Genomic DNA, 23,271 nt, shown 5'->3' on the forward strand with positions numbered 1-23,271 from the left:
GGATCAACCCACCCACACCCGCGCGTTCCTGAACATGCGCATCCACGGGCTGTCCTCGCCCCAGTGCGCCGGATGCCAGCTCATCTGCACGCTGCGGAACACGCGTTCCGGGTGCGGCATCAGGATGGTGACGCGGCCGTCGTCGGTGGTGACCGAGGTGATGCCGGCCGGCGAGCCGTTCGGGTTGCGCGGGTAGCGCGTGGCGATGGCGCCGTCGTGGTCGATGTAGCGCATCGCGACCTGCGCCAGCGACTGCGCCTGTTCGTCGTCGAACACCGCGCGGCCTTCGCCGTGCGACACGACGATGGGCAGCTTGGAGCCGGACATGCCGCGGAACAGGATGGACGGCGAATCCGCCACTTCGACCATGGTGAAGCGCGCTTCGAACTGCTCCGAGCGGTTGCGCTCGAAGCGCGGCCAGTGCGTGGCGCCGGGGATGATGTCGCGCAGCTGGCTCATCATCTGGCAGCCGTTGCAGACGCCCAGCGCGAAAGTGTCCTCGCGTTCGAAATAGGCGGCGAAGGCGTCACGCAGTTCCGGGTGGAACAGGATGGACTTCGCCCAGCCGGAACCGGCGCCGAGCACATCACCGTAGGAGAAGCCGCCGCAGGCCGCCAGACCCTTGAAGTCAGAGAGCTTGACGCGGCCGGCCATCAGGTCGGACATGTGCACGTCCTGCGCGTCGAAGCCGGCGCGATCGAAGGCCGCAGCCATCTCGACCTGACCGTTCACGCCCTGCTCGCGCAGGATGGCGATGCGCGGCCGCACGCCCTTGCTGATGTGTGGGCCCCCAGGCGGGCTCAAGCGCCCGCCACCCCCCGAGGGGGTATCGGAAGCTTGGGACGGCCCGGCGCTTCCGATGTACGGCGCAGCAACATCCTCCTGCGGCTCGAAGGTCAGCGCCGCGAACAGGCCGTTGTCGGCAGCGTCGTCGAGCAGCGCGAACTCTTCGCGCGCGCAGTCGGCGTCGTCGCGCAGCAGTGCGATGCGGTGGCTGGTTTCGGTCCACGCCTTCTGCAGTTCGGCGCGCGGCTCACTGAAGATGACCTTGGCGTTGTGCCAGAGGCGGATCTCGTCGCGGTCATTCGGGCTGCCGATGCCGTGCGTGACGCCGGAAAGACCCGCTTCGCGCAGGATGTCCATCACCTGCGAGCGCTGGTCCACGCGGATCTGGATCACCGCGCCCAGTTCTTCGGCAAACAGCGCGGTGAAGGTGCGGTCGTTGAAGCGGCCGCGCACCGCGTCCGGCTTCTTGGCCAGCGAATCGACGTCGACCAGCAGCGGGTCGTAGGCCAGCGTGTCGAGATTGATCGACAGGCCCACCTTAGAGGCGAAAGCCATTTCGCACAGCGTGGCGAACAGGCCGCCGTCCGAGCGGTCGTGGTAGGCCAGCACCAGGCCGGCGTCGCGCAGCCGGTTGATCGCCGGCAGGAAGCGGCCGAGCAGCACGGCGTCGGCATCGGGCGCGTGTTCGCCGACCACGCCGTAGGCCTGCGCCAGCGCCGAACCGCCGAGGCGGTTCTTCATCTGGCCGAGGTCGAGCAGCAGCAGTTCGGTATCGACTTCGGGGTCGATCAGCAGCTGCGGCGTCAGCGTCTTGCGCACGTCCTCGACGCCGGCGAAGGCGGTGATGACCAGCGACAGCGGCGACACCACTTCCTTCTGCGCCTCGCCCTCGGTCCAGCGCGTCTTCATCGACAGGCTGTCTTTGCCGACCGGAATGGCCAGACCCAGCGCCGGACAGAAATCGATGGCCACCGCTTTCACCGTATCGAACAGCGCGGCGTCCTCGCCCTTGTGACCGGCCGCTGCCATCCAGTTGGCCGACAGCTTGATGCGCTCGAAGCTGCGCACGTCGGCGGCGACCAGATTGGTGATGGCCTCGCCGATCGCCATGCGGCCGGACGCCGGTCCGCTGAGCAGCGCCACCGGCGTGCGTTCGCCCATCGCGAACGCTTCGCCGCGATAGCCGGTGAAGCTTTCGGTGGTGACGGCGACGTCGGCCACCGGCACCTGCCACGGGCCGACGAACTGGTCGCGCGCCGTGAGGCCGCCGACCGAGCGGTCACTGATGGTGATCAGGAAGGATTTGCTCGCCACCGCCGGCATGCGCAGCACGCGGTAGGCGGCGTCCTTCAGGTCGTAGCCGGCGACGTCCATCGGCGGCGCGTAGGCCGGGCGGCGCTGCACCGTGCGGTGCATCTTCGGCGGCTTGCCGAGCAGCACGTCCATCGACATGTCGACCGGCTTCGTGTTGAACAGCGGATCGGCCACCGTGAGCTGGCCGTCGGACGTCGCCTGGCCGAGCACGGCGAAGGGGCAGCGCTCGCGTTCGCACAGCGCGCGGAATTCATCGATACGCTCAGGCGCGATCGCCAGTACGTAGCGCTCCTGCGATTCGTTGCACCACAGCTCGGCCGGACTCATGCCCGACTCTTCGCTGTGGATGGCGCGCAGGTCGAACCAGGCACCGTGGCCGGCGCCGTGCGCCAGTTCGGGCAGTGCGTTCGACAAGCCGCCGGCACCGACGTCGTGCACGGCGAGGATGGGGTTTTCCTCCTGCATCTGCCAGCAGCGGTCGATCACTTCCTGCGCGCGGCGCTCGATTTCCGGGTTGCCGCGCTGTACCGACGCGAAGTCGAGGTCGGCGGTATTGGTGCCGGTGGTCATGCTCGATGCAGCCCCCCCACCCAGGCCGATCAGCATGGCCGGGCCGCCCAGCACGATCAGCTTGGTGCCAGCCGGGAACTCGATCTTCAGCGCGTCACGCGCGGCGATGTTGCCGATACCGCCGGCGATCATGATGGGCTTGTGATAACCCCGCATCTCGCCCATGAAGGGCAGTTCGAAGGTGCGGAAATAGCCCGCCAGATTCGGGCGGCCGAACTCGTTGTTGAAGGCGGCAGCGCCCAGCGGGCCGTCGATCATGATCTGCAGTGCAGAGGCGATGCGCTCCGGCTTGCCGTAGAGCTCGCCGTCGACACGCTCCCAAGGCTGTTCGAAGCCGGGGATGTTCAGGTTGGACACCGAAAAGCCGGCCAGACCGGCCTTAGGCTTCGCGCCACGGCCGGTTGCGCCTTCGTCGCGGATTTCTCCGCCAGCGCCGGTGGCGGCACCAGGGAAGGGCGAAATCGCGGTCGGGTGATTGTGCGTCTCGACCTTGGCCAGGAAGTGCATCGGTTCGGAATGCCAGCCCCAGCGGCCATTGCGATCCGGGTAGAAGCGGTCGACCGGCGCCGTGGTGGCGCCCTCGATCACCGCCGCGTTGTCCGAATAGGCAACCACGGTGTGCTGTGGCGTCGCGCGATGGGTTTCGCGGATCATGCCGAACAAGCTCATGTCCTGCGTCGCGTAATCGATGTTCCAGCTGGCGTTGAATATCTTGTGCCGGCAGTGCTCGGAATTGGCCTGCGCGAACATCATCAGCTCGACGTCGGTCGGGTCGCGGCCCAGCTTGGTGTAGGCGTCGAGCAGGTAATCGATTTCGTCGTCGGACAGCGCCAGACCCAGTTCGGCGTTGGCGCGCTCCAGCGAGCGGCGGCCGTCGGCCAGCGATACGCTGACCAGCGGGCGCGGCGCGACGTGGCTGAACAGCGCGTCGGCGTCGTCGAGCGAGGTCAGCACCGATTCCGTCATGCGGTCGTGCAGCAAGGCGGCCAGCGCTGCGCGTTCGGCATCGTCGGGACCACCACCCAGCAGACCGCGAGCCAGTTCCAGCTCGTACAGCACGCCGCGTTCGACGCGCTGCACGCTGTCCAGGCCGCAGTTGCGCGCGATATCAGTCGCCTTAGACGACCACGGCGAAATCGTGCCCAGACGCGGCGTGACCAGCAGGGCATCGCCCTCGACGGCGGCTGCCGGCTGCGCATTGAGCAGCGCGCACAGCTTGTTCAGCTCGTCGGCCGACGGCTGCGCCGTGCATTCAACGAAGAAATACTGGGTGGCGGTGAGCTCGCGCAGCTTGGGAAGCGCAGTGCGGCATTCGTCGGACAGGCGCGCCAGACGCGCGGCGGAGTATGCGGGCGAGCCGCGGAGCTTGAGGAGATGGGCCATGAAAGGACAGCGGGGAAGTGGGCCGCGCACCTGTGTGCGCGGATAAAACCCGATTATACGGGTTCGCCCCGCCCGCTGCCCCTGCGCGCTTACTGCTGGAAGCGGGCCTTGGCCTGCTCGACGCACGCATCCTTGGCGTTGCCGCTCATTTCATTGCAGCGGGCCTTGGCGGCCGCATACTGGGCTTCGAGGCGGTCCTCGGCGGTATCGGCCCGCTCTTCGCCGGCCTTGCGTCTCACCTTGGCGTCGGCCATGGCCGACTCACGCGCCGCCTTGGCTTCCTTGACGCAGGTCTTCTTGGCGCTCGAATCGAGCGCGTCGCAGCGGGTTTTCGCCGCTTCGTAATCCATGTCGGCGCGCTTCTTCGCCGCGTCGTACTGAGCCTCGGTCTGCGCCTCGATACGGTCTTCGACGTCGGCGGATGCGGCAGGCATCGAGAAAGCAGTCAGGGCCATCGAGCACAGCACGGTCAGCAATCGGGCTTGAGTCTTCATTGGACACTCCTTGATTCGTTTGATGAAGGCCCCGTCAAACGAGGCCGTCGGATGTTTCAGAGGCAGCACAACCAGGGCCGCGCCCCGATGACTTCAGCCTAGCCGCCGCGGCACTGATGGCGCGTAAGACGTCGGGGCACGCCATGTAGGAGAACACCACCCGAGGCTGTCGGACGCGCTGAACTGGCGGAAGACGCCCGCTTCGCAATAGCATCTGCATCTGCGGCATGCTCGCCCGGGCACTGCACCCGCACGCCGACCGGCTTGCCGGCACGCGAGCGCCGCGCGAAAAGGAGCCGAAGCACGATGTCCGCCGTTGTCCCCCTCCCCGACGTGATCGACGCGAACCTGACCAATTTCCAGCGCGACGTGATCGACGTATCGCAGCGCATGCCGGTACTGGTCGACTTCTGGGCGCCTTGGTGTCAGCCCTGTCGTGTCCTGACCCCCAGACTGGAGGCGCTGGCCGCCGACTACGCCGGCCGGGTGCGTCTGGCCAAGATCAATTCGGACGACAACCCGGAACTGGCGCGCCGCTTCGGCGTGCGCGGCATCCCCAACGTGAAGGCCTTTGTTGGCGGCGTGGTGGTCGATGAATTCACCGGCGTTCTGCCGGACCGCGAACTGCGCGATTTCATGGACGCGCTGCTGCCGTCACCCGCCCTGTCCGCCTTCGAAGAGGCGCAGGCCGCGCTCGCCCGCGGCGATGCCACCGCCTCGCTCGGCCTGTTCCAGGGCGCACTGGCCATCGATCCGGGATTCGAACCGGCGGTGCTCGGCCGGGTCGAGGCACTGATTGCGCTCGGCCGGCTCGACGACGCCCAGTCCGCGCTCGACGCGCTGCCCTATGAGCAGGAAGACCGTGCTCGCATCGGCACGCTGTATGCGCGCATCGCCATCGCACGCCGCCAGCCGGGCGACGGCGACGAGAACTACGCCGCCCGCATCGCGCGCAATCCGGGCGACCTGAGCGCCCGCCTCGCCTTCGTTGCAGAGCTCGCCGCGCGCGAACAATGGGAGGAAGCGATGGAACAGGCGCTGGAAGTGGTCCGCCGCGACCGCAGCTTCGAGGACGACGCCGGCCGTCGCGCCCTGCTCGACCTGTTCGCGCTGCTCGGCTCGGACGACGAACGGGTGCGTCGCTACCGACGCGAACTGGCCGCCGTCCTCAATCGCTGACCACGATGGCGGAACGGGTACGCTGCTTTCCGCCGGTGGCCGACCCGGCCACCGCGCGCCTGCTGATCCTGGGCTCCATGCCCGGCGTGGCCTCACTGACCGCGCAGCGCTACTACGCCCATCCGCGCAACCAGTTCTGGCCCATCATGGGCGCGCTGTTCGGCGCCGGTCCCGACCTGCCCTACGCCGAGCGGCTGCGCGCACTGACCCGCGCGGGCATTGCGCTGTGGGACGTGCTCGAAAGCTGCGAGCGCGCGGGTAGCCTGGACGCCGCGATCGACGTCCGCAGCGCGCAGGCCAACGACTTTGCCGCCTTTTTCGATGCGCACCCGGGCATCGTGCGCATCGCGTTCAATGGCGGCACGGCGGAAAAGCACTTCCGCCGCGACGTGATGCCGCATCTGCGGACCCCTGTGCGGGCGCTGGATTTGCTGCGCCTGCCCTCGACCAGCCCGGCGCACGCCGGCATGGGTGCTCAGGAAAAGCTCGCGCACTGGCGTGCGGCGCTGCAACCCCTGTGCGCGTCCGCGGTCGAAGCGCCGCTTTCAACCGACACCGTTCAAACATGACCACCCTGCTCCTGTTCGCGCTCGGCTTGGGCGCACTGATCGCTGGCGCCGAACTTCTGGTGCGCGGCGCCTCGAAACTGGCCCTGTCCTTCGGCATCTCGCCGCTGGTGGTCGGGCTCACCATCGTCGCCTTCGGCACCAGTTCGCCGGAAATGGCGGTGTCGGTGCAATCGGCCTGGGCGGGCAAGACCGATATGGCGGTCGCCAACGTGGTCGGCAGCAACATCTTCAACGTGCTGTTCATCCTCGGACTGTCGGCGCTGATCACGCCGCTGCTGGTCGACAAGCAGCTGATACGGCAGGAGGTGCCGATCATGATCGGCGCCTCGCTGCTGTTCGCCGGCCTGACGCTGGACGGCGGCCTGTCGCGCGCTGAGGGCGGTCTGCTGTTCGGTCTGCTGATTGCCTACACCGCCTTCCTGATCGTGCAGAGCCGTCGTCAGAACGCCGGCCTGGGCGAGGAGTACGCGGAAAGCCTGCACAGCGAGGAGATCGCCGCCCATCCCGAGGCCTGGGACGCCAAGCTGCCGGTGCAGCTGGCCCTGATCGCAGGCGGTCTCGGCCTGCTCGTGCTCGGCTCCAACCTGATGGTCGACGCCGCCATCGTGTTCGCCCGTCATCTGGGCATCAGCGATACGGTGATCGGCCTCACCGTGGTCGCCGCCGGCACCTCGCTGCCGGAGGTCGCCGCGTCGATCACCGCGGCACTGCGCGGCCAGCGCGACATCGCGGTCGGCAACGTGGTCGGCAGCAATACCTTCAATCTGCTCGGTGCGCTCGGCCTTTCCGCCGTGGTCGCACCCGACGACCTCGTCCTCGGCTCGGCCATGCTGTCCTTCGACATCCCGGTCATGGTGGCCGTCTGCATCGCCTGCCTGCCCATCTTCGCCACCGGCAACCTGATCGCGCGTTGGGAGGGTGGCCTCTTCTTCGCCTACTACTGTGCCTACACGCTCTATCTGATCCTGGCAGCCAAGGACCATGACAATCTCGCCGATTACGCATTCGTGATGCAGACCATCGCGCTGCCGTTGACGGCGGTGACGCTGATCGTGATCAGCGTGCGCCACTGGCGGCGGCCCAGGAGCTAGATACCGGCCCTCCGCGCCGCATCCGCGCGCCGTCAGCATCGTGCAAGCAATCCGCAGGCATACTGGACAGATGAGCCGATCGACGCCATTGCCGACCGTACGCCGCACAGGTGCATGTGAACGATGACGCTTCGCCGGCCGACATCGATTGCAGGGCTGCTGATCGTGCTCATCGTCACCACCGTGTCGGTGCTGCTGACGGCGGTCGGCGCGCTGGCGTATCGCGCATACAGCGTCGCCGAGCAGGGAGAATTCGAACGCTCGATCGAACTGGCCGCCGATCAGCTCGCGGTCGGGCTGGCGCCGGCGGCCTGGAATCTCGAGTATGAGCAGGTGCGCAAGCTGATGGAGAGCCGCATGCGCGACCGCTCGATCTATGGCGTCGTCGTGCAGCTGGACACCGCACGTTTTGCACTGCAGCGCAACGAGGACTGGGAACTGCAGTCGGTCGATGGCGACATCGACAGCACGGGCCTGTTCGTCACCGAGCAGCCGGTGACCTTCGGCGAACAGCGCATCGGCCAGGTGCGCGTCATCGGCAGTCCGCGTTTCGTCGAACAGGACCTGCGCAGCGCACTGGCCACCATGGTGCTGTTCACCGTTCTGCTCGATGTGGTACTCACGCTGGCGCTCTATGTCGCGCTGCAGCGCATGGTGCTGCAGCCACTGCGCCTGGTCGAACGCCACGCCGACGAGGTGGCACGGCACGGGCGGTCCACCACCGCGCTGGGCGATCTGAGCTTCCTCGGCGAACTGCAGCGGCTGACGCAGTCGGTCGACGCCATGGTGACGCAACTTGAAGCGCGCAACGCCGAACTCGAACGTTCGAACGAACGCTTCCGGCGGGTGATCCGCCTGCTGCCTCTGCCGATCAGCCTGTTCGATCGCGACGGCCGCATCCTGTACGTGAACGACTGCTTCGTGGACACCTTCGGCTATACGCTCGAAGACATTCCGGACGCGCACACCTGGTTCGGACTGGCCTACCCCGACACGGCCTATCGCGCCGAAGTCCTGCAGACCTGGGGGCAAGAGCTGGCGAGCGCGCAGGGTGCGTCCGGCCTGGTGCGCGCCCGGCCCTATGTGGTGACCTGCAAGGACGGCAGCCGCAAGATCGTCGAGATCGGCGGCATGCTGGCCGACGACCCCAACATCACGGTACTCAACGACATCACCGACCGCACCCGGGCCGAAGAGGAACTGGCGCGCCACCGCGACCACCTCGAAGAACTGGTGTCCAGCCGCACGGCTGAGCTCGAAGCGGCCAATCGCCGGCTGGAAGAAACCCAGTTCGCGCTCGATCATGCGGGCGTCGCGATCCAGTGGATCGACGCCGCCAGCGGCTGTTTCAGCTACGTGAACGATCACGCCTGCACGCTCTACGGCTATCCGCGCGAACGTCTGCTCGGCATGCCGGCACACAGCGTGATCGACGACTTCACAGGCGCACGCCTGAGCGCACTCGAACCGGCGCTGCGCGCGCAGGGCCAGGCACGGATAGAGGCCGATGCGCGACGTGGCGACGGCCGCGTCGTGCCGGTCGAGATCGGCATCTATTTCGATCCGCCGGCCGGCGGCGGTGCGGCGCACTACATCGCCTTCTCGATCGACATCACCCCACGGCGGGAAGCGGAACAGGCCCTGATCGCGGCGCGCCTCGCCGCCGAAAGTGCGGCGCAGGCGCGCAGCGAATTTCTGGCCAACATGAGCCACGAAATCCGCACGCCGATGAATGCCGTCATCGGCATGACGCGGCTGGCGCTGCAGACCGAACTGACCGCCAGACAGCGCAATTTCGTATCGAAGGCCAACGCGTCGGCAGTGGCGCTGCTGGGCATCCTGAACGACATCCTCGATTTCTCGAAGGTCGAGGCGGGCCAGATCACCATCGAATCGGTGCCTTTCCGGCTGGACCGCGTATTCGAGTCGCTGCTGTCCGTCGTGTCGCTGCGCGCCGAGGAAAAGAGCCTGGACCTGCTGTTCGACGTCGCGCCCGACGTACCGCCGGTGCTGGTCGGCGACCCGCTGCGCGTGGGCCAGATACTGACCAATCTGGCCGGCAACGCGATCAAGTTCACCGAGCGCGGCGAGGTGCTGGTGTCCTGCCGCGTCATTGCGTGCGACAACCGGCATGCGACGCTGGCTTTCGGCGTGCGCGATACCGGCATCGGCATGAATGCCGATCAGCTGGGCGGCCTGTTCCGCCCCTTCATGCAGGGCGACACCTCGATTTCACGGCGCTTCGGCGGCACCGGTCTCGGCCTCGCGATCAGCCGGCGCCTGGCCGAGCTGATGGGCGGCACGCTGAGCGCGCACAGCGTGGAAGGCCAGGGCAGTACCTTCACCTTCACCGCACGCTTCGAAACCGGCGAGCTGCCGGACAGTGCCCGGCGTACGCTGCCGTCGGCACTGCACAAGCGTCGCGTGCTGGTGGTCGACGACAACCCGGAAGCGCTGCAGATCCTCTGCCGCGACCTCGAACATCTGGGTCTGAGCACCGAGCGCGCGCAGTCAGGGCCGCAGGCGCTCGAACTGCTGCGCAGCCGGCCACCGTTCGCGCTGCTGGTGTGCGACTGGAAGATGCCGGGCATGGACGGCATCGAACTGATCCGTCGCGTGCAGTCCTGCGACGATCTCGCGCATCCTCCCGCGGTCGTTATGGTGAGCGCCTATGGCGCGGACGACCTGCAGCAGGCCGGCGCCGGTCTGGCCATCGCCGGCGTACTCACCAAGCCGGCCAGCACCTCGTCGCTCTACGACGCCATCGTTTCGGCGCTCGGTCATCAGGTCACTGCCGAAGGCAGCAGCGGCGACGCACCCGGCAGCTTCCGCAGCGACGCGCTGCGCGGACGCCGCGTGCTGCTGGTCGAGGACAATCCGATCAACCAGGAGCTGGGCGTCGAAATCCTGACCGGCGCCGGTGTCCGGGTCACCGTCGCCGAGAACGGTGCCGAGGCGTTGCGACGGCTCGACGCGGAGGAATTTGACTGCGTGCTGATGGACGTGCAGATGCCGGTGATGGACGGCCTCGAAGCGACCCGCGAAATACGCCGTCGCGAGCGACTGAACACACTGCCGGTGATCGCGATGACCGCCGGTGCCATGCCCTGGGAACGGGAGCAGACGCGCGCCGCCGGCATGGACGACCATGTGACCAAGCCAGTCGATGTCGACGAATTGCTGCGCACGTTGACGCGCTGGCTGGGCAGCATAGCGCCGACGGAGCAGGCCGCGGGCAATTCCGCGCCGACTGCCGGAGCCGCGCCGCTGCTCGACACCGCCGCCGCGCTGCGCAGCATGAATGGCGCCAGCTCAACCTATCGACGCGTGCTCGGCATGTTCCTCGACAGCGCGGACACCGCGCAGACGCAGCTGAAGCAGGCTTGGGCAGATCGCGACTTCGACACCCTCGGGCAGCTGGCTCACCGGCACAAGGGCAGCGCGGCCGCGCTCGGCGCGCGTGCCCTGAGCACGGCGCTGAGCGCCGTGGAGATGGCCTGCCGTGCCGGCGATCCGGCATTGATCGACGCTGCGATGACGGACAGCACACCGGTGTTCGCCGCCACCGTCGAGGCAATGAGGGTGCAGGCGGACGCCGGCTCGCTCGCCCCACCCTCGACCACCGAACTGGACACGCTGCACGCCCTGCTGAGCAGCAACGACAGCGACGCGCAGGAGGCGATCGCCCGCCTGCTGACGCGCCCTCAGCCCGCCAACATCCTGCCCGTGCTGCGGCAGATGTCGCGCGCGATGGAGCGCTACGACTTCGACGCTGCCCTGCTGCAGCTGGCGCAGCTGCGCGCCGCGATCGCCGCTGGCGCAGCGGACGCGAGCGGCGTCGAGGACCTCATCTAGGGCCTCCCCTAGCGCTTCAGATAGCCCGAATCACGCATCAGCCGCGTCACCTCGGCCTGCGATCTGCGCAGCGCGGTATCCACGTCCTGCTCGCCTTGCAGGGCACGCGCCAGCTCGGAGCCGACGGCATGACCGATGGCGGGAAATTCCGCGATGCCGACCCACTGTACACCGCTGTAGTGGCGCCCCGGCAGTTGCGTGTGCGAACCGGCGATGGCTTCGTTCACGAAGCGCGAGAACGGCGCGGCGTCGCGATAGCCGGGTGCATCGTAGGTCGACTGTCGGGTGCCCGGCGGCACCGCGACCCAGCCCCGGCGCGCCGCCACCAGACGGACGTAATCGGCCGACGTCGCCCACTCGACGAAGCGGCGCGCCAGCGCCTTGTTCGGCGACGAGTCGGGCACCGCCAGCGACCACACCCACAGCCAGTTCGCGCCGTCCCGGACGCGCTCGACCGGCGCCGGTGCGAAGCCGAGGCTGGCAGCGACCGACGAGGTCCGTGGATCGAACAGCATGCCGGCCGCCACGGTTGCATCGATCCACATCGCGCAACGGCCGCGGGCAAACAGGTCGAGCGTTTCCGGAAAGCCGTTGAGATGCGCGTCGGGCGGGCCGTAGCGACGCAGCAGATCGAGGTAGAGCGACGCCGCCTCGCGCCACGGTGCGCTGTCGATCTCCGGTCGCCATTGCGGGTCGAACCAGCGGCCGCCGAAGGTATTCACCATGGTCGTGAGCACCGGCACGTTCTCGCCCCAACCGGGTCGCCCGCGCAGGCAGATGCCGTAGATGCCCTTGGCCGGGTCGTGCAGCCGCGCCGCCAGTCGCCGGATGTCGGTATAGGTCGGCTGCGCCGGCATGACGACGTCGGCGGCGCGGAACAGATCGTACCGGTAGAAGGTCATCGAGCTCTCGGCGTAGAAGGGCAAGGCATACAGCTCGCCGCGATAGGACAGGCTGTCGCGGACCGGCGCCAGCAGGTCGTCGGCGCGGTAAGCGGTCGGCAGATCGCGGAACGGCGCCAGCCAGCCGCGCGCGGCCCACAGCGGCGCCTCATAGGAGCCGATGGTCATCACGTCGAACTGGCCGTCGGCAATCGCCAGATCGGTCATCAGACGCGTGCGCAGCGAATTCTCGTCCAGCACCCGCCATTCGATCTGTACGCCCGGGTTCTGGCGCGTGAATTCGGCGGACAGCGACTTCAGCAGCAGCATGTCCGGATTGTTGACCGTAGCCACCGTGATCACGTCGCGCCCCGAGCCCTGTGGCTTGCGCACGCTCAGCCCGTGCCGCATCAGGATGTCCTCGACGCGCCCCTCGCGCACCAGCGCCAACAGTCCGCGATTGAAATCGGCGCGCAGCCGCTCGTGCCGCGGCGCGCGCCGCGAGAAGGCGACGTGAAAATCGCTGCGGAACAGGGGTGGCCGCAGGAATTCGAGCTGCCCGATCAGATGCGGGCGGTGCAGGATCATCAGATCACTGGCGCGGAATTTGTCGACCACCATCAGATCGATGCGGCCCAGCGCCAGCTTGTCCAGGTTCTGCAGATCGCGATCGACGTACTCGCGCTTGAGGAAATCCGCGCCGTCGAACGCGGCCGACACCGATGCGCCGCGCACGGCGCCAAAACGCAGATGCGACAGCTGGCGCAGCGTGTCCAGCGGTCGCGTCGCCGCGTCGGCCGGATAGGGAATGGCGAGCGAGCGCTTCTTCAGCAGACCGCCGTTGGCGCCGGGAAACGGCGCGGACAGCACGAACTCGCTCTCCAGCGAACCGGAGTCAGGCGCCGGCAACAGTCCGTCGACCTGCCCCGAAGCCGCAACACTGCGGGCGCGTGCCGGCGGATAGAAGCGGATGTCCACCGTGTAGCCGACACGCTCGAAAGCGGTACGCACCAGTTCCGCCACATAGCCCTCGCGTGCGTGCGTCGGACCGATATACGGCGACAGTTCGGCAGCGACCAGGCGAACCGTGCCCGCCGCCGTGGCCGCGGATGCGCCGAGCGACAGCGCGACCCCGCACAGCAGGCGCAGGAGTGAGCGGAACTGGAGCGGACGCACGGATGCTGCACCTCAGGCCTATGCATAGCGGCCCAGCATATCGCGCTGTCGGCCCGGGCGCATCGCCATTACGACACGCCGGCGCACGATCGCCGCGAGCGACGGACAGGATGGGGATTGAGGGCGCAGAAAGCAGAACGGGGACGCCTCGAAAGGCGTCCCCGTTCTGGGTGTTGGAGCGGGAAACGAGGCTCGAACTCGCGACCTCAACCTTGGCAAGGTTGCGCTCTACCAACTGAGCTATTCCCGCGTATCGGCACTTGCGCGCCAACCGAATTGTCCTGGAGGCGAGGGTCGGAATCGAACCGGCGTCCACGGCTTTGCAGGCCGCTGCATGACCACTCTGCCACCTCGCCGGTGGTGCAGCCCGGTCAGGGGCTGCAAATAAAAAGGGGAAGAAGAACTTCCCCTTTTTCAAATCTTGGAGCGGGAAACGAGTCATGCACTAGAGCGCTAAGTCTCTGTTTCCCAATCACTTTCTCCACTGTGGTGATCAGCGAAGAACTCAATTATAGCCTTGTTTTTCGCCCTCGGCAACAAAGTTCATCCAACCACTTCCACCAGCGTCCAAGGATGATCCATCCACCCGTCGTTACGCCTGATGCGTCCAGCTGCTGAGCGGGTTCGCTATCGAACTCCAACTTGCGACGATCATGACTTGCGCTCGCTCCGCAGGCAGCGCGGGGTGGTGTCGCGTGGACTACCTGGCACCTGGACGGCTGTAGGACACAACCGCCGGCATCGGAACACCGCAAGTACTCATCTTTACATCGCTGCGGCTAACTTCGCCGGAGCGCAACGCGGCGCCAGTGTAGTGGCAGCCAGCCTCAACGAAGGCGTGCAGCAATCCGGTTCATCTGCTCGATCTCCGCGCGCTGGCCATCGGAAATCGCTTGGCATAGGTTGACGAGTTCCGGATCTGAGAGCTGCGCCTCGCGGCACATGAGGATCGCTCCCGAATGGTGCGGGACCATAGACGCGATGAACTGTCGATCGCCGATTCCGGTTTGAGCACGGGTAGCGGCAAAAGAACCGAGTGTGAGAACGGCAAACAAGCCGTACAGCACGAGATTGAGCCGCCGGTTTGGAAACATGCCGGGCATTGTCGCTAGCATGAAGATGCCCATTGGCGCCCACATAGTGACCGCCATGTAGAGCATGTTGAGATTGTTTCTGAAGTCCCTGGCGCCGTCGATCATGCTGAACATTACGAAGTACATGACGACGAGGCCCAACACCATGTTCACCCAGAACTTGGCGTATGGTCGGCCGTGCTTACCCATCTGACCGGATGTGTGATGTTGATGTTCATGGGAATGTTCAGCCATCTCCGTCTCCTATGTGCTGGGGCAACCTGGCAGGGTCACTGGTACTGCGGCAGATACTTTGTCGATATATCAGCATGTGGAGCGATGCATCACTAACCGCTGATTTCCAGTCCCCAACTGGACGTAGGGGCGTCGAACGCTTCAACTCGCTGGTCTTGAACCGTCTGGATATCAGACCATACCAAATCGGTCTTGATGGGCTTTGCGCCACCTATGACGCTGGTACCGTGAGCGCCAATATCGAGCTTGCGTCCTCATCGCTCGATGGGCCGGCAACTGATCGATTCTTGCATATCAAGCAAGACAAGGCCACCTGCGGCGGACGCCAATGGCCTCCTCCGCCTTCGCTTAGGGCATCGCCTCAAGCGTCCGTCGCAGGCCATAACGACACAACAGCCCTTGGGCAAGAAAGGAGCCGGTGATGTAGCGCACCCGAAAGGAGACGAAGACATGCACAAGGACATTTCAACATCAAAGGTGTTCTATCGTCCCATCGAGGCGGCCATCCGATGGGCTGGGTTGCTGCGGTATCTCCCGATGATCCTGGCCACGATCGCGTCACCGCGTGTCCTGCCTCGGTCGCTGAACTGCCCTCGATGGAATGAGTGCCGGCTGCACTCGGAACGTATCTATGACGGCATCCTCAACGGAGAGCTGCCCTACGGCAAGAACGGGATCACGCTCAATGATCCGAACCTGCTCAATTCTCTGGATCTGACTGTTCGCCATGTCGATCTAAAACGCTGGATGCGCACCCACTATCCCGAGCACCGGCCAGGATTTCTGTTCAGCCGTGGCGAACGCATGGCGCATCCTTTCATCACCATGGAAACAGGACAGGCGATCCTCGTGGAGCGGCTGGCCCTTCAGGCCGCGCTTGAACAAGCCCGACGTGAGATGCGAGAACTGCAGGAGCAGCACGACACGCTACTCAAGCAATCCTCGGTGCTGTTGGCATCCAAGCAATGCGAGATCAGCGAACGGGCGGAAACGACCTATCTCAACATCATTGGAGGGATGTTGACGCTGATGCTGAGCCAGTCGCCTTCAGGCGTGCCCTATTCCAGCTTCAAAACGCAGGAGGCCCTTGTCTCTGCATTGGTCGCCCACTACGGCGGCACCATGGGCATCACTGAGCGCACCTTAAACGGAAAGTTCGCCAACGCTAAGAGGTACGTTCGTAGCGCAAGCGCATGAGGTTATCCAGCTTGTATGTGCAATCGCGGAGATTGCATTTGCAATGTCTTTCCGCAGCCAGGTCTATTGAATAGAGGTCACGCCAACAAACGCCACCGAGCGTTCAGGAGTGACCGCCATGTCGCAGACCCCTGTACTCCCGCCGAACGAGCGCCGCATCCTGCGGCTCGATGAAGTCGAAGCGAAGTCCGGCTTCAAACGCGCCCACATCTACAACCTGATGAAGAAGCGCCAGTTCCCTCAGGCGCTGCGCCTGGGCGTGCGCGCTGTCGGCTGGGATTCGATCGAAATCGACCAGTGGATCGCCGAGCGCCTCAACCACCGGACCTGACCCGCTCTCCCGCGGACTTCCCATTCCCAGCCGGAGAGCGCCATGCAGGTCGTGTCCATCATTTCAACGAAGGGCGGCGTCGGCAAGACCACGACGGCCGCCAACCTGGGCGGGCTCGCCGCGGACGCGGGCCTGCGCGTGCTGCTGCTCGATCTCGACGTGCAGCCCACCTTGTCCTCCTACTACGAACTGACCCAGCGCGCGCCGGGCGGCATCTATGAGCTGTTGGCCTTCAACGAGCGCGACCTTGGCCAGCTCGTGTCCCGCACGATCATCGCGGGCCTGGACCTGGTGCTGTCCGACGACCACCGGGGCGAGCTGAACACGTTGTTGCTGCATGCGCCGGATGGCCGCCTGCGGTTGCGGCATCTGCTGCCAGCACTTGCTCCCCTCTACGACCTGGTGCTGATCGACACCCAGGGCGCGCGTTCCGTGCTGCTGGAGATGGCGGTGCTCGCCTCCGATCTCGCGCTGTCGCCCGTCACGCCGGAGATCCTCGCGGCACGCGAGCTGCGGCGCGGCACCATGCAGTTGCTCGAAGACATTGCGCCGTACCGGCACCTGGGCATCGAACCGCCGCCGCTGCACTTGCTCATCAACCGCGTCCACCCGGTGTCCGCCAACGCACGGCTGATCCAGCAGGCCTTGCGCGACCTGTTCCAGGACAGCGCCGGCATCCGCGTGCTCGCCACCGACGTGCCGGCCATAGAAGCGTATCCACGTGCCGCAACGCGCGGCCTGCCGGTGCATCGGGTCGAGCACCGCCAGCCGCCCGGCAGAGTCGCCCCTGCCGCGCTCGACACGATGCGCGCGCTCGCCAGCGAGTTGTTCCCGCAATGGCAGGACCGACTGGCTCAAGTATCCGGCCGCCCGCAGCGACCTCTTGATCCTGGGAGGCCCCATGGCGAACGCACATGAGCTGGCCCGCGGCCACAAGCGGCTGCGCGCCCTGATCGAGTTCGCGGTCGGTGAGGGCTGGCACGTCAAGCGCACGCCGGGCGGGCACCTCAAGTTCACCAAGGCCGGCTGCGCGGCGATCTACACGAGTTCGACAGCGAGTGACCACCGGGCCGAATTGAACGCCCGTGCGCAGATCCGCCGCGCCGAGCGAGAGGCCCGCATGGCGCCGGCCGGCGGTCGTGGGGACTGCGAGGGGTGCGGCCATGGCTGACATGACCTCGCAGGACATGGCAGGCAAGCTGCTCGCGGCCGGCTTCGAGCGCAGCGGCCCAGCGGCTACGGCCTTGAGCGACCCGATCGCGGACACGCCCATGGTCGTGACGCTGGACCAGTTGCGGCCCTACGACCATGACCCGCGCATGAAGCGCAACCCGGCTTACGAGGAAATCAAGGCATCCATCCGCGAGCGCGGCCTGGACGCGGCGCCGGCCATCACGCGCAGGCCCGGCGAGGACCACTACATCATCCGCAACGGCGGCAACACGCGACTGGCGATCCTGCGCGAACTCTGGTCGGAGACCAAGGAAGAACGCTTCTTCCGCATATCGTGCCTGTTCCGACCATGGCCGGAGCGCGGTGAAATCGTCGCGCTGACCGGGCATCTTGCCGAGAACGAACTGCGCGGCGGCCTCACGTTCATCGAGCGCGCGCTCGGCGTCGAGAAAGCACGGGAGTTCTACGAGCAGGAGAGCGGCGCCGCCCTGAGCCAGTCGGAACTGGCCCGCCGCCTGGCGGCCGATGGCTTCCCCGTCCAGCGGTCGCACATCACCCGCATGGCCGACGCGGTGCGCTACCTGCTGCCCGCCATTCCCACTGTGCTCTATGGCGGCCTGGGGCGCCACCAGGTCGAGCGGCTGTCGGTCATGCGCACGGCCTGCAAACGCACCTGGGAGCACTACGCCAAGGACCGTTCGCTGCCGCTGGACTTCGACAGTTTCTTTCAGGAGGTGCTGGCGCAGTTCGACACGCAGGGCGACGAGTTCGCGCCGCAGCGCGTGCAAGACGAGCTGATCGGCCAGATGTCCGAGCTGCTGGGCATCGGCTACGACGTGCTGGCGCTGGACCTGACCGAATCGGAAAGCCGCCACCGGGCGCTGGTCAGTGACCCGACGCCACCTGCGGCGCAGCCGGCGTTGCCTTCGCCCACCGCCGGCACGCCGACTCCGCCGGGCGCAGCATCGTCCATCGCCACGCCTGCAGCGGCGGCCGGTCCTCCACCCGCCAGCCCTCCGGCGTCCGAGCCCACCTTGCGCCACGACGACACGGCGGTTGGCGAAGCGGCCACGGGAAGCCAGCCGGCCGCACCGGGCGATCTGCTTCGCGAGCACATCGTCTCGCCAGCACCGACGACAGAACGGCTCCAATCGATCCAGCGCATGGTCGCCGACCAGTTGGGCGATGCGCTGCCGCCCGACTTCTCGGCGAGCGTGCTGCAGTCCATCCCGGTGCAAGCCGGCGGACTCTATCCGATCTCCGACGTCTGGTACATCGACGCCGGCCTGGACACGCCCGATCGGCTGCGCATCCACATCGCGCAGTTCGCGCGCGAGATCGCCGGGGAGGCAGGCCTGGACGAGTGCATCGAGGATCGCGCCGATGGCATCGGGTTTGCGTGCCGCGCCCGCGGCCAAGCCCCGTCGCCGCTCGGCCGCGCGGTGCTGACGCTGCTCACTTCCCTGACGGGTCAGCCCGTCGCCGAAGCGGGCCTGGACGGCGCGCAGCTCGCCGCCGACCTGCCGACCCTGTTGCACGGCCAGAGCCAAGGCCATGGCAGCGGCGCAAGGCGCTTGAGCGACACGGCGTTGGTCAAGCTCTTTCGGCTGCTGCGCCTCGCCCGGCGTCTGCTGGACCTGGAAGCCGGCACCACGGCGCCCGGGACGTGAGCGAGGGAGGCCGCATGTCCACATCGCATCCGCTCAACCAGGCCGTGATTGCCCAGGCGCTGTATGACCTTCGCAACGGCCAACTGCGCCGCTGCAAGGCCATGGGCTTCGGCGAGGCCGAGCTGGATGCGCTCAAGCACCCCGCGCTGATCAGCGTGCTGGCCAACGCCAGCGTCTCGTGGTGCTCGGTCACGGTCAACCGCGAAGTGCTGCAGCGCCTGCTCAACCAGGCACAGGACGTGGAGAAGGAAATCGCCACGGTCGATCGCATGCTGCGGCTGGGGGCCAGCACGGAGATGGTCAGCCGCTTCTATGGCCTGACCCATCAGGAAGTCGCCCTGCGGCGGGAGATCCTCGGCCTGCCCAAGCGCAAGGGGCGCCACCCCGTCCTGGACGAGACCCAGGACACCGAACTGTGGCGGCAATGGAAAGCCGTGACCAGCAGCAGGAACGTCGATCTGGAGGACGAGACCTCGATTCTCGATGCGGCCATGGACCTGGCCGAGGGCATGTCGCTGCCGCTCTCGGTGGTCTGGGCCGCGATCAGGAACTGGGTCGATCAGGGATTGGGCTAGGCCATGGCCGTGGACGACACCGCCCCACGAGCCCAGCGCCCTGGCCCCATCGCACTCGCCGACCTGTTCGACGCTGCGCTGAAGGACCTCGCGCCCAAGTCCAGCTCTGGCGCTCCCGCGTCCCTGCCTGCTCCAACGCCCACGCCTCCTACGTCCGGCGACGCCTTCCTGTTCAGTGGCAATCGGCACGAGAGCGTGCCGCGGCGGCTGTTCCTCGACCGCCGCCTGACACCGCTGGAGCGCAACGCCTGGCAGGTGTTCCGATTGATGCTCAACGACGATGGCGTCACGGCATTTCCCACCTATGAGCAGTTGCGCCCCTGGCTGGCGTCGATGCCCTGCGCAGGCCAGGCCTCCCATGAGACCGTGGCGCGGGCGCTGACGCTGCTGCGCCTGACGCGCTGGCTGAGCCTCGTGCGACGACGGCGCGACCCCAAGACCGGTCGCATCCTCGGCAACCTCTACGTCCTGCACGACGAACCGCTGACGCCGTTCGAGGCGATGCAACTCGACGCCGACTACCTGGCCCTGGTCAGCCAGTCGCTGGGGCATTCGGCCAAGGCCGTCCAGGTGGTGGGACTCAACACCCTCCAGGAGATCGCGGACGACCCGATGCTGTCCGGACGCACCTTGCCGTCGCGGCTGCAAGTGCTCGCCGAGCGCCTGGCCGACCAGGGCATCACCGCCTCCGAAAGTTATCCACAGGAGGATGCGGTCCACGATTCCGAAGAAGGGCCCGCGAGCCTTCTTCGGAATGGCGATCGCCCATCTTCGGAATCCGAAGCAGGGCCGAAACCCGCGCCAGACGGCGCTCTTCGGAATTCGAAGCAGGACCGTACAGTACGTAGTAGTCGTATTGATGAAGTACGTACTACCGCGCAGGCGCGTGCGCTGGGCGACCTGCAATGGCCCAAGCGCTTCGCGGAACTGAAGGCGGAACAGCAGGCCGGAGCCAAGATGGCGTTGCAGCAGGTGGACGCTGCCCTGCGGCAGGCCGTGCTGGACGAATGGGCCGCACGGTGCGGCAAGCATGGCATCCGCAACCCCGCCGGTTATCTGTTCGGCATCATCCAGCGCGCCATGCGCGGCGAGTTCAATGCCTGGGCCAAGCAGACCGGCCCGGCACCGCCAACACCATCGGCGGCGCGAGCGCCACCAACCGAGCCGCCGCGCAACGTCGTGCCGCCCGAGGTGGCCCGGCAGCACATCGAGCGCCTGCGCGATCTGCTGCGCAAATCCTGAGCACAGGGCTTGTCAAAGCCGTGAAGTAGATCTCCATGGCGGTCGGCAGAAACGGTCCCCTGGGGACGGCTGTGCGGTGAAGCGCCGGGCGACGGCGCGACATGCTGCGCAAAACCTGAGTAGAGCGCATGCAAGACCATGAAGCAGACCTCCATGGCGCTCAACGGAACGGTCCCCTGGGGACGGCTGCGCGGCGAAGGATCGTGTCGAACGGCAGCGCGACGTGCGGTGCAGCACGCATACCGTCAACAACCGAGGACGGGAACGCCGATGTGAGTGCCCATCTGCGGAGCGGTCCCCAGGGGACCGTTGCGCGCTGCGCCGCCAGCGCGCACAGAACCGGGGGTCGGCTCATTTCGGTTTGTTGACTGACTGCCTTCCGCTGCATGCGGATGCTGGCGGCTCCCTGTCCACCAGCGAGCGATCACCATGGCAACCAGCAACGAACCATTGCAACTCAACCTCGGCTCCCTGCGCAGCGCGATGTCGCTGACGCTGCACACCCACCACGCCTCGCGCATCTGGCATGGCCGCGCCGCCGCCGAGGGGCGACCCGGCATCGTCGGCCTGAACGGCTACATCGCCGTGATGAACAAGATGAAGCGCGGCTCGGAGCAGGACGACCCGTACAGCGACTGGTGGATGTTGCGCATCGAGGAAAAGCTCGACCAGACCAGGACCACGTTGCAATCGCTGCGCGAGCAGGTTGACCAGGCACTGGCCGGCGTGCCTGCGGCGTTGAGCCTGGGTGAGAACCTCAACGTGCAGCCGGTGAAGCTCCCCTTGTTCGTGAACGCGCAGCTCGGCTTTGCCGCCGTCTATCTGCTGGCCGACTACGACGACATCGCCCGCAAGCTGATCCTCGCCCACCACACCGCGCTGATCGATCGCTCGACGTTGGAGCGCTGGCTCAACGAAGGTGCCCACGCGCTGCGCAGCCTGTTCAGCCTGGCCCAGCAATACCGCTACTCGGGCTGCACCCGCGACGACTTCGCGGCCAAGAACGCCGCAGCTCGGGCAGCATTGGAGAAGTTCGGCGAACTGCCGCAGGACGTGCTCGAAGGCATGCGCCGCTCGAAGTTTGCGCCGCCCGTCGTGCGCCGTGGTCTGCAACAGCGTGGTGATAGCGCTGCCGCAGCCGCATCTCCCACCGACGAAGGCGCTGCCGCCGATTCGGCCGAGGCCAAGTCCACAGCCGCCGGCGAGGACGAACCGGCATGAGCGACCCGAACCGCGAACCGCGCTACTTCCGTCGTCTGGAACAGCCAGCCTTCATGCGGCTGGAACACGCGGCCTCTCTAAAAGGCCTTTTAAAGCCTTTTAAAGGTAAAGGGGACTTCGAGGCCTGGGCCAGCCAGTGCTTCGCCATGCGCGACGAGTTGATTGCCCTGGCGCAGCGACAGGTGCTGCCACAGGCGTGCGGGCATCCCTTCCACCTGCTTCCCGTCGAGCTGGCCCAGCAGACCACTGGCGCAGGCACGACCTTTCTTCGCTGGCGCAAGCACGATCGATCGGCCATGGGCGTGGCGTTGTGGCAGGAGCTGATGGCGAGCCCCAGCACGCCGGTCAACCTGCTGCACGACCTGCACGAGATCGAACTGCAGCGCGTCATGCTGAACATGCAGATCAGCCTGCTGCACACCCTGGGCAGGCAAGCACAGGAATGCGCCAGCAAGGCCGCGCAGGCGGACAACACCTACCTGCGCCGGCTCGCGTCCGTTCCTGCCGCAGTGCGCGATCGGTGATTGCGCCTGCCATCCGAGCACGCGCCCGAGCCCAACGAGGCACGGGTATTTCAACCACCACGGAGATTCCAACATGAGCACACAATTCATCGGCGAGGGCAACATCGGATCGCCTCCCGAGTACCGCGAATTCCCCAATGGCAACGACGATCCTCGCCGGTTGCTCCGGCTGAACGTGTACTTCGACAACCCCGTCCCCACCAAGGGCGGCGAGTTCGAGGACCGCGGCGGCTTCTGGGCGCCGGTGGAACTCTGGCACCACGACGCCGACCGCTGGCAGCAGCTCTACCAGAAGGGCATGCGGGTGCTGGTCGTCGGCCGCATGGAGCGCGACCCCTGGACGGACAACGAAGATCAGCCGCGTGAGACTTGGCAGGTCAACGCGCGCAGTGTCGGCATCCTGCCGTACCGCATCGAGTCTGTGGCCCTCAGCCCGAAGCCACAGGAGGCAGAGCCGAAGCCCCAGGCCACCCAGGAATCGACGGCGCCGAAAGAGACCAAGCGCAGGAAGTGATCGGGCATGGAGGGCGGCTGCCGCAGTGCTTCGCCGCCCTCCATGCGCTGCGAATTATCCCCAGGGGATAGCTCCACCAACGTCCACCGAGTTCCACGCGCGCTCCCGGAAATCGCGGCTCTCGGCCCGCACACTTCCGGCCACGCACCTTCCCCGCACTCGCCATTTCATCGGCGTGAAAGCGGTCGCTGCCGCATG

The 23,271-nt window shown here is 66.7% G+C and carries 18 protein-coding genes and 2 tRNA genes; 14 read left to right on the plus strand and 6 right to left on the minus strand.

The window, feature by feature from the left end; all coding sequences use genetic code 11:
- Positions 1-3 precede the first annotated feature (3 nt).
- Complete coding sequence (purL, locus tag IV112_RS12560; RefSeq protein WP_304003833.1) at positions 4-4,053, minus strand: phosphoribosylformylglycinamidine synthase; 4,050 nt, start codon at positions 4,051-4,053, stop codon at positions 4-6.
- Positions 4,054-4,142: 89 nt separating this feature from the next.
- A complete protein-coding gene (locus tag IV112_RS12565) occupies positions 4,143-4,547 on the minus strand; it encodes a hypothetical protein (protein WP_029143738.1) in 405 nt (134 codons plus the stop codon).
- Positions 4,548-4,853: 306 nt separating this feature from the next.
- Here IV112_RS12565 and IV112_RS12570 point away from each other — a divergent pair, with 306 nt between their 5' ends.
- The 4 genes from IV112_RS12570 (at position 4,854) to IV112_RS12585 (ending at position 11,241) form a co-directional block, all read left to right on the plus strand.
- On the plus strand, positions 4,854-5,726 hold the full coding sequence (locus IV112_RS12570) for a tetratricopeptide repeat protein (RefSeq protein WP_304003836.1): 873 nt from the start codon (positions 4,854-4,856) through the stop codon (positions 5,724-5,726).
- Between the two features lie 5 nt (positions 5,727-5,731).
- On the plus strand, positions 5,732-6,295 hold the full coding sequence (locus IV112_RS12575) for a DNA-deoxyinosine glycosylase (RefSeq protein WP_304003837.1): 564 nt from the start codon (positions 5,732-5,734) through the stop codon (positions 6,293-6,295).
- Entirely contained in the window at positions 6,292-7,386 is a 1,095-nt protein-coding gene (locus IV112_RS12580) for a calcium/sodium antiporter (protein ID WP_304003839.1), read from the plus strand. The genes IV112_RS12575 and IV112_RS12580 overlap by 4 nt, the downstream gene beginning before the upstream one ends.
- A gap of 123 nt (positions 7,387-7,509) precedes the next feature.
- Positions 7,510-11,241: a response regulator gene (locus IV112_RS12585; protein WP_304003841.1), complete on the plus strand. Its 3,732-nt coding sequence runs from the start codon at positions 7,510-7,512 to the stop codon at positions 11,239-11,241.
- A gap of 8 nt (positions 11,242-11,249) precedes the next feature.
- Here the strand turns inward: IV112_RS12585 and IV112_RS12590 are convergent, their stop codons facing one another.
- From IV112_RS12590 to IV112_RS12605, 4 genes are all read right to left on the minus strand, one after another.
- Positions 11,250-13,298 carry an extracellular solute-binding protein gene (locus IV112_RS12590; RefSeq protein ID WP_304003842.1) on the minus strand — a complete coding sequence of 683 codons (2,049 nt, stop codon included), beginning with the start codon at positions 13,296-13,298 and terminating at the stop codon, positions 11,250-11,252.
- Positions 13,299-13,472: 174 nt separating this feature from the next.
- A tRNA-Gly gene (locus tag IV112_RS12595) sits at positions 13,473-13,548 on the minus strand.
- Between the two features lie 32 nt (positions 13,549-13,580).
- A tRNA-Cys gene (locus IV112_RS12600) sits at positions 13,581-13,654 on the minus strand.
- Between the two features lie 471 nt (positions 13,655-14,125).
- Positions 14,126-14,626 carry a DUF305 domain-containing protein gene (locus tag IV112_RS12605; protein WP_003098996.1) on the minus strand — a complete coding sequence of 167 codons (501 nt, stop codon included), beginning with the start codon at positions 14,624-14,626 and terminating at the stop codon, positions 14,126-14,128.
- Positions 14,627-15,076: 450 nt separating this feature from the next.
- Between IV112_RS12605 and IV112_RS12610 the strand changes: the two genes are divergently transcribed.
- The 10 genes from IV112_RS12610 to IV112_RS12655 all read left to right on the plus strand — a co-directional run bounded on the left by IV112_RS12610 (position 15,077) and on the right by IV112_RS12655 (position 23,073).
- Positions 15,077-15,823, plus strand: a complete 747-nt coding sequence (locus tag IV112_RS12610) for a hypothetical protein (RefSeq protein ID WP_003098991.1) — start codon at positions 15,077-15,079, stop codon at positions 15,821-15,823.
- 118 nt (positions 15,824-15,941) lie between these two features.
- Positions 15,942-16,154: an AlpA family transcriptional regulator gene (locus IV112_RS12615; RefSeq protein ID WP_003090093.1), complete on the plus strand. Its 213-nt coding sequence runs from the start codon at positions 15,942-15,944 to the stop codon at positions 16,152-16,154.
- Between the two features lie 42 nt (positions 16,155-16,196).
- Positions 16,197-17,072, plus strand: coding sequence for a ParA family protein (locus tag IV112_RS12620; RefSeq protein WP_003098988.1), 876 nt, complete (start codon positions 16,197-16,199; stop codon positions 17,070-17,072).
- A complete protein-coding gene (locus tag IV112_RS12625; protein ID WP_003050422.1) occupies positions 17,056-17,325 on the plus strand; it encodes a hypothetical protein in 270 nt (89 codons plus the stop codon). Before IV112_RS12620 ends, IV112_RS12625 begins: the two co-directional genes overlap by 17 nt.
- Positions 17,318-18,997 (plus strand): ParB family protein, encoded by a 1,680-nt coding sequence (locus IV112_RS12630; protein WP_004350508.1) that lies wholly within the window; start codon positions 17,318-17,320, stop codon positions 18,995-18,997. The genes IV112_RS12625 and IV112_RS12630 overlap by 8 nt, the downstream gene beginning before the upstream one ends.
- A gap of 14 nt (positions 18,998-19,011) precedes the next feature.
- Positions 19,012-19,572, plus strand: coding sequence for a DUF2857 domain-containing protein (locus IV112_RS12635; RefSeq protein WP_003090097.1), 561 nt, complete (start codon positions 19,012-19,014; stop codon positions 19,570-19,572).
- Positions 19,573-19,575: 3 nt separating this feature from the next.
- Entirely contained in the window at positions 19,576-20,814 is a 1,239-nt protein-coding gene (locus IV112_RS12640) for an STY4528 family pathogenicity island replication protein (protein WP_003116837.1), read from the plus strand.
- Between the two features lie 429 nt (positions 20,815-21,243).
- Positions 21,244-22,035, plus strand: coding sequence for a PFL_4669 family integrating conjugative element protein (locus tag IV112_RS12645; RefSeq protein ID WP_003116836.1), 792 nt, complete (start codon positions 21,244-21,246; stop codon positions 22,033-22,035).
- Entirely contained in the window at positions 22,032-22,559 is a 528-nt protein-coding gene (locus IV112_RS12650) for a DUF3158 family protein (protein WP_003098978.1), read from the plus strand. Before IV112_RS12645 ends, IV112_RS12650 begins: the two co-directional genes overlap by 4 nt.
- 73 nt (positions 22,560-22,632) lie before the next feature.
- Entirely contained in the window at positions 22,633-23,073 is a 441-nt protein-coding gene (locus IV112_RS12655; RefSeq protein ID WP_003098976.1) for a single-stranded DNA-binding protein, read from the plus strand.
- Positions 23,074-23,271: the final 198 nt, after the last annotated feature.

The organism is Methyloversatilis discipulorum, from assembly GCF_018780585.1.
Classification (GTDB): domain Bacteria; phylum Pseudomonadota; class Gammaproteobacteria; order Burkholderiales; family Rhodocyclaceae; genus Methyloversatilis; species Methyloversatilis discipulorum_B.